Annotated in this window: 12 protein-coding genes; 8 read left to right on the top strand and 4 right to left on the bottom strand. The window is 44.7% G+C overall.

The genetic code is table 11. The features are described from left to right. Positions 1 to 46: 46 nt before the first annotated feature. Both BCU07_RS16670 and BCU07_RS16665 read right to left on the bottom strand, forming a co-directional pair. Positions 47 to 967 carry a LysR family transcriptional regulator gene (locus tag BCU07_RS16670; protein ID WP_102428778.1) on the bottom strand — a complete coding sequence of 307 codons (921 nt, stop codon included), beginning with the start codon at positions 965 to 967 and terminating at the stop codon, positions 47 to 49. After that, complete coding sequence (locus BCU07_RS16665; protein ID WP_017061781.1) at positions 961 to 1,422, bottom strand: Lrp/AsnC family transcriptional regulator; 462 nt, start codon at positions 1,420 to 1,422, stop codon at positions 961 to 963. The genes BCU07_RS16670 and BCU07_RS16665 overlap by 7 nt, the downstream gene beginning before the upstream one ends. Positions 1,423 to 1,676: 254 nt before the next feature. Here BCU07_RS16665 and yjeH point away from each other — a divergent pair, with 254 nt between their 5' ends. Next, positions 1,677 to 2,948 (top strand): L-methionine/branched-chain amino acid transporter, encoded by a 1,272-nt coding sequence (yjeH, locus tag BCU07_RS16660; RefSeq protein ID WP_017066490.1) that lies wholly within the window; start codon positions 1,677 to 1,679, stop codon positions 2,946 to 2,948. Between the two features lie 46 nt (positions 2,949 to 2,994). Here the strand turns inward: yjeH and BCU07_RS16655 are convergent, their stop codons facing one another. Then, positions 2,995 to 4,452, bottom strand: coding sequence for a PLP-dependent aminotransferase family protein (locus tag BCU07_RS16655; RefSeq protein WP_102428777.1), 1,458 nt, complete (start codon positions 4,450 to 4,452; stop codon positions 2,995 to 2,997). A gap of 90 nt (positions 4,453 to 4,542) precedes the next feature. Between BCU07_RS16655 and BCU07_RS16650 the strand changes: the two genes are divergently transcribed. Together BCU07_RS16650 and BCU07_RS16645 are read left to right on the top strand one after the other, a co-directional pair. Further along, positions 4,543 to 5,202, top strand: coding sequence for a pyridoxamine 5'-phosphate oxidase family protein (locus tag BCU07_RS16650; RefSeq protein WP_017061784.1), 660 nt, complete (start codon positions 4,543 to 4,545; stop codon positions 5,200 to 5,202). An 82-nt stretch (positions 5,203 to 5,284) separates the two neighbouring features. Continuing rightward, positions 5,285 to 6,229, top strand: coding sequence for an urea transporter (locus BCU07_RS16645; RefSeq protein ID WP_102428776.1), 945 nt, complete (start codon positions 5,285 to 5,287; stop codon positions 6,227 to 6,229). A gap of 10 nt (positions 6,230 to 6,239) precedes the next feature. Here BCU07_RS16645 and BCU07_RS16640 read toward each other — a convergent pair whose 3' ends face one another. After that, entirely contained in the window at positions 6,240 to 7,247 is a 1,008-nt protein-coding gene (locus BCU07_RS16640; protein WP_102428775.1) for an AraC family transcriptional regulator, read from the bottom strand. 133 nt (positions 7,248 to 7,380) lie between these two features. On the opposite strand from BCU07_RS16640, the gene BCU07_RS16635 reads away from it, so the two are divergent. The 5 genes from BCU07_RS16635 to BCU07_RS16615 all read left to right on the top strand — a co-directional run bounded on the left by BCU07_RS16635 (position 7,381) and on the right by BCU07_RS16615 (position 12,725). Then, positions 7,381 to 7,731: an MFS transporter gene (locus BCU07_RS16635; RefSeq protein ID WP_017066493.1), complete on the top strand. Its 351-nt coding sequence runs from the start codon at positions 7,381 to 7,383 to the stop codon at positions 7,729 to 7,731. Beyond that, the gene (locus BCU07_RS16630) at positions 7,725 to 8,948 is read left to right on the top strand and encodes an HlyD family secretion protein (protein WP_017066494.1); all 1,224 of its coding nucleotides are present in this window, start codon (positions 7,725 to 7,727) and stop codon (positions 8,946 to 8,948) included. The genes BCU07_RS16635 and BCU07_RS16630 overlap by 7 nt, the downstream gene beginning before the upstream one ends. Positions 8,949 to 9,628: 680 nt before the next feature. After that, a complete protein-coding gene (gene codB / locus BCU07_RS16625) occupies positions 9,629 to 10,867 on the top strand; it encodes a cytosine permease (protein ID WP_032545811.1) in 1,239 nt (412 codons plus the stop codon). A gap of 9 nt (positions 10,868 to 10,876) precedes the next feature. Then, positions 10,877 to 12,154, top strand: coding sequence for a cytosine deaminase (locus BCU07_RS16620; RefSeq protein WP_102332003.1), 1,278 nt, complete (start codon positions 10,877 to 10,879; stop codon positions 12,152 to 12,154). Positions 12,155 to 12,512: 358 nt separating this feature from the next. Next, positions 12,513 to 12,725, top strand: a complete 213-nt coding sequence (locus BCU07_RS16615; RefSeq protein WP_004740083.1) for a cold-shock protein — start codon at positions 12,513 to 12,515, stop codon at positions 12,723 to 12,725. The last annotated feature ends 14 nt before the right edge of the window (positions 12,726 to 12,739 follow it).

Genomic DNA, 12,739 nt, shown 5'->3' with positions numbered 1-12,739 from the left:
CAGGAGGTATTATTTGAAATCAAAGATTATCATCACACCTATGATTTCAAGTCATACTGATATTGTAACTCGACTTTTGCATGGCTTGGAATGCTTTTTCTCGCGCCCATTTGTGGGCAGAGTCGTTGTCATATTTAGGATGCCACATTAACCAATAGGTATGCATTTCCGTATCAAATGGCAACGAAAAGTAGGTAGTATCGAGGTGTCGACCTAGGTTATAGGCGATATGTTCTGGCACGATCATCAGATAGTCGTCTTGCAATAACACAGTACCAGCAGATGAAAAGAACGGAACCTGTAAAGCCACTCTTCGCTTCAGCCCTTGCTTATTCAATGCTATGTCCGCGTAACTGTCTTTATCTCCACCACCCGTCACTTTGATGTGAGAGTAGTGAACAATATCTTCTGCACTCAAAACCGCTTGTTGAGCCAGCGGGTGCGACTTTCGCATCAAACACACCGACTTATCTTCACCAAGTTTGATACTTGAGACATGTTCTGGCTTTGTGGGAAACATACTGGAAGCCAAATGAATCCCAGACTCGTTCAGTGCTTCAAGGTAGTTTGGCTGCCACAATCGATAAGCCAAATTAATGTTCGGCGCTTCAGCAGACACCTCTGCCACAATCACAGGAAGAATATACTGAGCGACATAATCACTCGAAGACAACACCAATTCACCCTGCCAGTCTTGCGGCTCGAAGGGTTTATCATCTAACAGGTGGTCAAACTCGCCAAGCAGGTCGTCGAGTTTACCTTTGAGTAGCAATGCACGGTTGGTCGGCACCAGTTTGTTGCCGTCACGGACCAGCAAAGGGTCGCCACACAAATCACGTAACTGGCTGAGCTGACGGCTCACCGCGGATTGTGTGATATGCAAACGTTGGGCGGCACGGCTCACATGACACTCTTCAAGAAGTACATGCAGTGAACGCAGTAGGTTTAAGTTGATATTGCCTAACATGAATGCACCGTCGCATTCTGTTTGTTGAAAAACTCGGTCAAAACCGTATGAGTCATTAAGTGGCGAAGATCCGGGTAACTTTGCAGCTGATCGCGAACTCGGTTCAAGCTCTCCATGCTTTCCACTTCCACGTACAACATCATATCTGTCTCACCGCTAATAGAGTGGCACCATTGCACCTCATCAATACTCTGGATTTGTTTCGCGTAAGACTCACAACTATGGTCACTACTCGACATGTCGAACTTCAACAAGATATAAGCGCACACATTCTTCGTTTGGTTGGGTTCTGCCACTTGAGCGCAGTAGCCCGTAATCACTTTGTCGCTTTCCAGTTTCTTGATTCTGGCGTTCACCGCTGAGCGCGAGAGGCTGACATCTCGGGCGATATCGCTCACTGAGCATCGTGCATTGGTTTTGAGAATATCCAAAATCTGGCGATCAAATTTATCCATGCTTCTGATTCTTTTCATTTATTGTTCTATTTATAACGCCTAATTTGACACAACTTTCCTACTTATAACAGCCATTCTGACAGCCGACACTTTCACACTGAATCGGATTAATACCGTTAAAATGACGGTGTCTTACGACATTTCGCTAGCTGTATTATTGATGTCAACAATGTATGCTCTCAATCATAACTTCTCACACACCAGAAGAAAGTTACTGGAAGACCGTGACCAGAATCAAATAGCTAGGAGAGCGAATGACACAACTCAAACAAGAAATCACGCTTATTTCAGGAATCGGACAACTCTCGACGACCTTGCTAGGCACTGGATTATTTATGATCCCTGCGATCGCAGCAGGCATTGCAGGACAGTTGTCTCTTCTCGCTTGGTTAATCCTGTTTATCGCTATTTGCCCGATTGCACTGACCTTCGCATCATTAGGAAAACGCTACCCGAATGCAGGTGGTACTGCCTATTTTGTGCGCCAGGCGTTTAGCGAGCGATTAGAAACAAGCGTGGCGTGGTTGTTTGTGAGTGTTATTCCTGTCGGTATTCCAGCGGCCATTGCACTGGCTGGTGGTTTTGCTCAACAATTGTTACCCGCACCTCTCGATACACCACTTGGTGCTCAATCCTTTACCGTCGCCCTGCTTATTGCCGTCAATTTGATGGGCAGTAAATCTTCTGGCCGACTGCAAACCGTGATCGCATTGTCGATTTTTGCCTTAGTCAGCGCTTTTGTTTGGAAAGCCGACATCACGGCAACCGATGTTGCTCTTCCTGCCATCTCATCCAATTCAATGTGGTCTATCGGCGCTGCTTTAGCTGTCATGTTTTGGTGCTTTGTCGGAATAGAAGCTTTTGCTCACATGGGAGAGGAATTCAAAAATCCACAACGTGACTTCCCAATCGCCATCATTGCAGGCTGTTTTGTTGCGGGGCTAGTGTACTGGGCTTGTTCAGTAGTGATTCTTAAGCTGGGTGCTTTCGGTTCATCTGAATTCGATGCCGCATCCATCCCTTGGGTAACAGAACAACTGTTTGGTAATGGCTTCAAAACCGTCATCAGCGTGCTGGGGTTCTTTGCTTGCTTTGCCAGCCTAAACCTTTACACACAAAGCCTGTCTCGGATGATCTGGGCTCAGGCCCGCCAACACAGCCCTGCAAGTCGAATGGCTCAACTGAACAGCCGCGGCGTACCGCTCTACCCAACGTTAGCAATTGGCTTTGTCGTGCTTATTTCGTGTGTGATTGGTGAGCTGTCTAATTTAGACCTTGAGTTCTTTCTCAAGCTCGCCAACGGTATTTTTGTTCTGGTTTATCTGCTCGCAATGTTAGCCGCTTGCCGATTACTAACAGGCGCATCTAGATACACTGCCATGCTTTCATTGGTCATCTGTACCTTGGTGTTTATCTGTTTAAGTTGGTCGATGCTCTATGCTGTGACTGTTTTTGTGACATTGTCACTCCCTTGGCGGAAGTGGTTAGGTAAAGGTAAACCCACCGTCTCTATCGACAAGTTGTAACTCGATTCGTGATGAATCAGAAAATGGTAAACAAGCCCTACCAATATTACTGATAAAAAAGCCGAGCGATCTGTTTGATCTTCGGCTTTATGTCAGCCAATCGGATATTTCCAAACCCCAACACCACCCCACTCCAATCACGAGCATCACTTGATCCATATTCATAAAAATCAAACGGACGAATGATGATATTTTCAAGCTCAGCTCTATGACTCCATTCAGTCTCAGATATACCTTGATACCACTTCACGGTCACATGTAGCCCTGCTGCCTGACTGATCACTTCAAGATCACCGTTAAACTCGCTTTCAATCGCTTCTATCATGGCTTCATACTTGAGTTTGTATGACCGACGCATCTTTCTAATATGACGCAGCAAGTCGCCTTCTCGAACAAAATCCGCCAAAGCTTCCTGTGTGTGGGACGCCGTGTCTCCAGTAAGCGCGTCTTTGATCTCAAGACACTTCGCCACCAGACTTTCTGGTACCACTAAGTACCCTAATCGAAGGCCATTGAACATAACCTTACTCAGAGAGCCGACATAGATGATGCGATCATCGAACCCCAACTTTCCCGCCAACCCTTGCATGCAGGTATAAGGGCGATGAGCAAACTGGAACTCACTGTCATAGTCATCTTCAATGATCCATGACTGATGTTGATTGGCCCAATCGATCAGTTTAAGGCGCTGCTCAGTATTTAAAGTCGTGCCCATTGGGTATTGGTTACTCGGTGTGACATACAGAGCCTTAGCATTACTGGCCAACACTTTCTCAATATCCAACCCCACCTTTTCACGCACACTTACACCTTCTAACTCTAGTCTCAACAGATCGATAATTTTATGTACTTGTCGATAACCGGGTTCCTCCACGAGGATTTTGTCGCCCATCGCTAACGTTGCCATTAATCCGATTGAGATGGCTTGCTGCGCACCTGCGGTGATGATGATTCTGTCGGCATTACAATGAACGGAACGACTGCTTGCAAGATACCCACTCAACGCTTCCCTCAAGGCTGAGCTTCCCTGAACCTCTTGATTGCCCGCAATGTTCTGACGTGTAGAGTGACGTTGCAGCAACCTCTGCCATTTCGCAAAAGGGAACGCATCTAAGTCAGGAACTCCTGGGGCAAAGCTGCGGTTATTGTCGTTAGGTGTCGCTATGTTTGTACTCGGTTTACTGACTGTTTGTTTGACCTTCAGATCCTGAACACTGTTTGGCTTAGACAAACTTAGAAAGTGTTCTGGTTGTTCAACCGAGACATAAAACCCTGAGCCTTGCTTACTCTCGATATAGCCTTCAGTAACCAGTTGTTCGTACGCATAAATCACCGTATTTCGACTCACCGATAACTCGACAGCCAACTTACGTGTTGAAGGTAACTTACTGCCCTTGCTCCATAAATCTTGAACGATCTTCTCTCTTATCGCGTGGAACAAGGCGGTTTGACGCGTGCCGTGTTGTTCGTCTAACTGTAGATCACCGACATCGATAGGCTGCATAACTGGATCCAAATAGTGTTTAAAAGTGGCTCTATTTAATAGACCAGTTAATCGCTACATTAATCAAAAGGCAATGATTAAGGAGCGATTATGTTATCTAACACGAAAAGAACCACGATTAAAAAAGGGGCTCACAAAGCCGTATTTGAACAAGAGAAACTGCACCAAATTATTGATGAGAGCTTAATCGCACACATTGCATTGCAGGGCGAACAAGGACCAATGGTCATCCCGATGCTCGCGTGGCGAGTGGGTGATATAGTCTACATTCATGGAGCTAAAAACAGTCGCCTACTAAAAGGACTAAAAAAGGGAGAACCAACCTGTTTAACGTTCACCTTGTTCGATGGTTGGGTGCTGGCTCGTTCGGCATTTCATCATAGTGCGCATTATCGTTCTGCTGTGGTATTGGGGTCATTTTCAGTCATCGATGACAATCAAGAAAAGGATCGCTTGTTGAATATATTTATTGAGCAAATCGCACCGGGCAGAACCGATGAAGTGAGGCTCAGTAATGAAAAAGAACTCACTGCGACCGAGTTGTTGGCGATACCTTTAACAGAAGCTTCCGTGAAGATTGGTAAACATGGAGTGAATGATGATAAAGCCGATATGGACATTCCAGTTTGGGCTGGCGTATTACCCTATAGAACTGTTGTTGGGCCGTTAGAAACCGTTCCAGAACAAGAAGGCATCATTGAAACACCAGATTACCAACAAGCTTATGGTGAACGCTGGTATCAGAATTAACACTCGAAGATGGTGAACTTGATAAAATTGTATACAATCTGAATTACAAAAATTTAACATGACTCAATAATGTAATCAGACGATGAAAACGAACAAGGATATTCTGCCGTTTCAAGGCTTGCTCAATGGCATTGGGCAAGTCTATTTCACACCGTCTATCATGACGTCGACTTTGCTGTTGCTTGCCATTTCTATTGAGTCACTGACGCTGGCTTTTCTTACCTTACTTGGCGCCAGTTGCAGCTATGCATTAGCTTTCTATGGCTATATGTACACCAACACCAACACCAACACCAACACCAACACCAACAAGTCAGTTGACGACATTGATAGTGGAATGTACGCGCTAAATGGCGCTTTGATTGGTTTATTTATCGGTAACTTTTTTGGTGTGACACCATTATTGGCTTTAGTGACTGCGTTAGGTGCATTACTCACGGTGCCGATTGCCCACATCGTATTCAGTTTTGAGAAATATCGCGGTTACACTAGCGCCTTTATCCTCACCACTTGGCTGATTTATATTATCCAATCAACCTTTGAGCTGTCAGCGTTTTCTGCACCTGATTCCGCACTGATGCCACTCATCAGTATTGAGGCTAACTCGTGGTTCAACCTGCCGACAGTGGTGATCCCGTTGTTAAAAGGGATAAGCCAAGTCAGCTTCATCGAAAATGCGTTGTCGGGGCTCGTTATCTTAGTCGCCATCGCACTCAACAATATCAAGCATGCCATTTGGGTTATGCTCGCAGTAATAATTAGCACCGTATTTAGCGGGTTGATTGGCGCTTCTAACGAACTGGTAGCCCAAGGTCTTTACGGGTACAACGCCATTCTTGCCACTTTAGCACTTGTGCCCTATCCGCGAATCCGTTGGCCGTTAATCCTATTAGGCATGCTGTTAAGCTGTCTCATCACACTTGGTTTTCATGAACTGTCACTGTTACCACTCACCGCCCCTTTCATTTTGAGTACTTGGGGGATGGTTTACTTGTCCAGCCTGATCCATAAACGAACCATAAGTTAGCTCTGAATAGTTACAGGCCAGTTTTTAGGCGCTCAACATATTGCTTGGGTGTCAAACCTCGATGTTTCTTAAACATCCGATTAAAGCTCGCGACATTGGTATAGCCGAGCCTCGTCGCGACTTTATCTATTGGCACTGAATACATCAACAACTCCACCGCCACATTACTTAACGCATAGCCCATAATGGTAGAAAAGTTGATGCCTAAGTTATGCAATCGACGTTGAAATTGCTGTTCAGATAACCCAAGCAAACTCGACACTTTATGCAGTGTTGGCAGGCCGAAATGGCGACTGTAATTGATCATCTCATAGGTCACCTTATGCTCATCCGCGGCATCAGGCATGTTGAGGTAATTATCTAAGTCATGAAAGTTCATTGCCAAGCTCATCTTGCCGCTAGAAGGGGCTTGATTGCTCGATAACCTCGACTGGCTTGGTATCCAGATTTCAGTTCGTGGCTGGCCCCACTGAATATTGCACCCAAAATACTCTTGATAGAGTTGAGTGTTCTCGCGATAACCTGCGATAGAGACGGCTGCGGGAGTAAAGTCGTCTCCCAAGTAACGCCTTAATATCTTCATCATAAAGATGGCAACTCGAATTGAGTCATGAACTTTACCCACCTCAGTATAAGCAGGATTGTCGTAGCACCATTTGATGAAATTACCGACTTGAGCGCCATATAGAAAAGCCCCGGACTGCAAACAGTGCAACCCGATGTTAACTCGGCGTATAGACGACGCCAGATCGTGCCCCGAGAAAAACCAGTTAGAGAGAGGACCTAGCCTTTCAATATCCACTCTATCAGCCAGCTTCAAGATAATATCGGAATCACCGGTTTGTTGTTCAAGTAAGCCATACCATTTGTCCACTTCACTTACGGGGATAAGGTTCATCGGGTTATTAAACACCGATTTAGGAATACCTAATTGCTCAGTATTCACAGCCTTATTAGTCGTTGCGTATTGGTAAATACCCCAAATACCCAATGCTCTTAAGAAGTTACAATTGTTCATTAGCCACCATACTTAGAAGTCACTATTACAGATCAAATCATAATGACATCATTATTAAAGTAATTGGTAAATTATCAACTTCTAAATCTGATATCAATAACACTCGGTGCTCAATTTAACCTAGGGTATATCAATGAGTTTAGTTAGTGTCCCATTTGTCGGAACCGGCGCAGATACCGCACTACACGTAGTTGCAGGCGTAGTGTTAGTCGCAACCATCGCTGCTGCATGTTACGGCTTCTGGCGTGTGCATGAATTACCAATCAACAAGGCTCACAGTAAAGAGCATCAACAACTCGGTTTGATCACCGCATTAACATGGATTGGTTTTGTATGGCACTGGGTATGGGTACTAGCAGTAATTTTGGCCTTCGTTGATATGGAAAAAGCCATCATCAATCTAAGAGACACATGGAAGTCACCGACCACAACCAAGGAGCAAACAACTTCCGACAAGCAAGATGAGGAGAGCCAAACATGTTAGAAGGCTTGGCAATTTGGGCACTGTTCATTTACTTACTCAGACTTGTTGGTATGCCTTGGAACAAAGGCACCAAGGCGTTTGCGTACCTAGGGGGTACATCTTGGTTGCTGTTTGTATGGGTTGGCCTACTCAATTTTACTCCGATGGATCTATCGGGAGGCTCAGTGGTTCAGTCTCCACATATTCAGCTGCGTCCCGATTCAACTAATGTGTCGGGAAAAACTTCCAAAGTCCACATCGACCCAAACCAGGATGTGACTGAAGGACAGCTAATTTACGAAATTGATGACACTAAATATGTCATCGCAAGAGACAAAGCCAGCGTTCAACTTGAGTCTGCAGAGGTCGCTTTAGACACAGCTCGTCAAGAAGTGAGCATTGCAAAAGTCAGCTATCAATCGGCGCTTGAAGACATCAAAGCTTCAGTCGCACAAATAGATTCGGCTAAAACAGACTTAGTACTGCAGTCAAAGACGCTTGATCGTTACCAGAAGCAAAACAAAGTGGTAGAACATACGATCACTGAAACTGACATCGACCAACAAACAGCAAAGGTAGACTTAGCGACGTATAACGTTACGACATTGGAATCCCAGCTTAGCAAGAAAGAAGTCGATGCCGAGAATGCGAAGTTGAACATCCACAAAGCTGAAACCAATGTGAGCAAGAAGCAAACTGAGGTCGATTCAGCAAAGGCAACACTGGCACAAGCACAATGGGACTTGAACAGCACCAAAGTCACGGCACCGACTGACGGCTTTGTAACGAACTTTATTCTTCGTGAAGGTCAGCGTGTTTCAATGATGCCTCGTATCCAGATGTATACCGAAGAGAAGTACGTGCTGATGCGAGTTAACCACCAAGCGATTCGTAATATTAAGGTCGGTCAACCTGCGGAATTTGCGACAGCGGTATACCCAGGAAAAGTGTTCTCTGCAACCGTAGAAGGCATTGTAGAAGCCACTGGTGAAGCGCAAGCAAGTTTGCTGGGTATCGATGAGCAGGTTCGTGTTACCACAGGCAAAAACCTTCAGAACAAGCACCACTTTGTTCGTTTAAAAATTGATGAGGCAGAGGGTTACGATATTCCTGTTGGCTCTGTCGGATTAGCGTGGGTAAGCGGTGAGAAGCCTATCAGCTTTATGGCGTTCCTAGACGTAATACGCGGGATCATCATTAGAATGAAGTCTCAACTGTACTTCTTCTACTCCATCTAATACTTCCTATTGGTGAAACAATACCCAAGCCCGTGCGCTCTTAGATCGCACGGGCTTTTTGTTTATTTCACCATTCGTCGCCAGAAAGAACACAAACCCGAAAAACGAATAAACACTCTAAAGTTGCAAATCGCAATTGCATTTTGCAATTGGGTATTTCAAAAACGCAAATTAAACGCTCAAATACGCACCAGATTGCTATAAAACTGCCGTTTTACGTGGTTTTAAAAGTTGGCACACTAACTGCAATGTATATATTGACCCTTCTTAAGCCGAGGGTCACCTAGCCAACTGACGTTGTTAGTGAACCTATTCTTGTTCACAAAATATATAGGCCAATTGCGATTATTGCGATTGGCTATTTTTTTGCCTGCAGTTTGGCCAACCGCCCTCTTTTTCGATACAGACACCCATTCAGACGTATAATAATAAGCATTCATAGCCAACCAAGAACAGCAGATAACCAACGCATTATAGAAAACGTTTTCTATTTGTTTTTTTTAAATAAAGACAGAAAATAACCCTATGTTTTACAAGATAATTACCGCAATAACTGGTTTTTATGGGCAATTATTGACAAAATTAGCATTGACTATGTGATTTATATCACCATAATGCGCAAGTTTTCCTGCAATACGGCGACCGTTAATTTTAATTTTGATCATTTGCGGAGGTAAAAAATGGCTGCTGATAATAACTACAGTCTAGGGCCGGTTCCTACATCGGCTAGGAAAGGAGTCGCTTCACTCACCATGGTAATGCTTGGACTCACTTTCTTCTCTGCAAGTATGTGGACAGGTGGTTCACTCGGGACAGGTCTTTCATTCAACGATTTCTTCCTCGCCGTTCTCATCGGTAACCTAATCCTCGGTATTTACACTTCTTTTCTTGGCTACATCGGCTCATCTACTGGCCTCTCTACCCACCTCCTTGCTCGTTTCTCTTTCGGTACTAAAGGCTCATGGCTTCCTTCTGCTTTACTTGGTGGTACACAAGTCGGTTGGTTTGGTGTGGGTGTTGCGATGTTTGCTATTCCAGTACAAAAAGCAACGGGCATTGATACCAACACCTTGATTATCGTATCTGGCTTATTGATGACGGGTACAGTGTACTTCGGCATTCAAGCGCTAATGGTGCTTTCAGCGATTGCAGTGCCTGCTATTGCGATTCTGGGTGGTTACTCAGTACTGACTGCGGTAGACAGTGTTGGTGGACTAGAGCAATTGCAACTTATTAAACCAGAGACGCCAATGGACTTTTCAATGGCTCTTGCAATGGTTGTAGGTTCGTTCGTAAGTGCGGGTACGTTAACGGCCGATTTCGTTCGCTTTGGTAAAAAGCCAGCAAGCGCAGTATTAATTACTATGGTTGCGTTCTTCATCGGTAACTCGCTGATGTTTATCTTCGGCGCAGCAGGAGCAGCAGCAACCGGTCAGGCTGATATTTCAGATGTGATGATCGCGCAAGGTCTGCTGCTTCCAGCCATCATCGTGCTTGGCTTGAATATCTGGACAACCAATGAAAATGCACTTTATGCATCCGGTTTGGGTTTATCTAACATCACTGGTCGCTCAAGTACTACAATGTCAATCATTAACGGCATTATCGGTACGATTTTCGCACTTTGGTTATACAACAACTTCGTTGGTTGGTTAACCTTCCTTTCGCTGGCGATTCCACCAATTGGTGGCGTAATCATCGCCGACTTCTTCGCGAACCGTAAACGTTACAAAGATTTTGCAAATGCAGAGTTCCAAACCGTTAACTGGGCTGGCATTATCGCGGTAGCAACAGGCGTAGCCGCTGGTCACTTCCTACCTGGCGTTGTTCCTTTGAACGCAGTGTTAGGTGGTGCAATCAGTTACCTCGTGCTTAATCCTCTATTGAACAAAAAAGCTCTGAAATCTCAGGCCGCTTAAGGACACACTATGACAACCTTATTAATCAAGAACGCGAAACTTCAAGACCAAGAAGGCTTGAAACAGATTCTGATTGAAAATGGTCAATTTTCTCGCATTCTCGATAATGGCGCGCAAATCAATCATCAAGGCGACATCCTTGATGCTGAAGGTGGCATTGCAGTTACTCCTTTCTGTGAACCGCACATCCACCTAGATACTACTCAAACTGCTGGTGAGCCTAACTGGAACATCTCTGGCACTTTGTTTGAAGGTATTGAGCGTTGGGCTGAGCGCAAAGAACTGCTATCAATCGAAGACGTAAAGTCTCGTGCCAAGCAAACACTGAAATGGCAGATAGCTAACGGTGTTCAACACGTTCGTACACACGTTGATGTGTCTGACCCAACACTCGTTGCGTTAAGAGCGATGGTTGAAGTTCGTGAAGAGATGAAAGAGTGGGTCGACATCCAGATCGTTGCATTCCCTCAAGAAGGTATTCTTTCATACCCTAACGGCAAAGAGTTGCTTGAAGAAGCAGTGAAGATCGGCGCTGACGTTATCGGTGCTATCCCTCACTTCGAATTCACTCGTGAATACGGGGTTGAATCTTTGCATTATGTGTTCGAGCTTGCACGCAAGTACGACTGTCTGATCGACGTTCACTGTGATGAAATCGACGACGAACAGTCTCGCTTTGTGGAAACATTAGCAGCCCTTGCTCATAAGTTTGAAATGGGCGAGAAAGTAACTGCTAGCCACACCACTGCAATGGGTTCGTACAACAGTGCTTACACATCTCGCCTGTTCCGTCTATTGAAGATGTCAGGTATCAACTTCGTGGCAAACCCGCTAGTGAACATTCACTTACAGGGCCGTTTCGACGATTACCCGAAACGCCGCGGTGTAACGCGCGTTAAAGAGATGCTAGCTGCAGACATCAACGTTTGTTTTGGCCACGATGATGTGTTTGACCCATGGTACCCACTGGGCACAGCGAACATGCTTCAAGTTCTGCACATGGGACTGCATGTAACACAGGTTATGGGCTACGACCAAATCAACAACTCACTTGATTTGATCAGCAAGAACTCTGCTCGCACATTGAACATTCAAGACAACTTCGGTATCGAAGAAGGTAAGCCAGGTAGCTTGCTGATTCTTCCTGCTGACAATGGCTTTGATGCAGTACGCCGCCAAGTACCAGTGCAGTACTCAATACGCCACGGTAAGGTGATTGCAGAGACTCAACCAGCGAAAACAAAAATAAATTTAGATCAAACTGAAGATATCAACTTTAAGCGTTAATATCGTCTATACTAATGATCAAAAGGAAGCTGAGATGCTTCCTTTTGTTGTGTTGGACGAAGCGACAAAACTATCACTAAATCAGTGTAAATCTTGTACATTCGCACGGTATGACAAAAAAAGCACAAATTTCTTAAGCAATGCGTGTACATCTCAAAAGACTGTGTTAACATGCTCTCGCTCTGTTAGCCGGAGTTATTTAAGTTAGATGAATAGTAAAAAATTGACATGTAAAATCGTTACCCGTTTTTGTAAGTAGTTTTTCCTTATTTCTTAGCAATATTAAATAATTCAATTATCAGCGCATTGCATTAAATGCAATCAACAACTTAGAAAATTTATGAATAAGGGACAAATTATGTCTAACACAAATACTGGCACTGTAAAATGGTTTAACGAAGAGAAAGGTTTCGGCTTCATTTCTCAAGACAACGGCGGCGCTGACGTATTCGTACACTTCCGTGCAATCGTTTCTGAAGGCTTCAAAACTCTGAAAGAAGGCCAAAAGGTTTCTTTCGAAGTTGAAAACGGTCAAAAAGGCCTACAAGCAGCAAACGTTGTTGCTCAATAATTAGCTCTTATAGC

The organism is Vibrio sp. 10N.261.54.E10, from assembly GCF_002877735.2.
Lineage (GTDB): Bacteria > Pseudomonadota > Gammaproteobacteria > Enterobacterales > Vibrionaceae > Vibrio > Vibrio crassostreae_C.
Note: the sequence above shows the minus strand (reverse complement) of the source record. Positions and strands in the feature narration are given on the sequence as shown.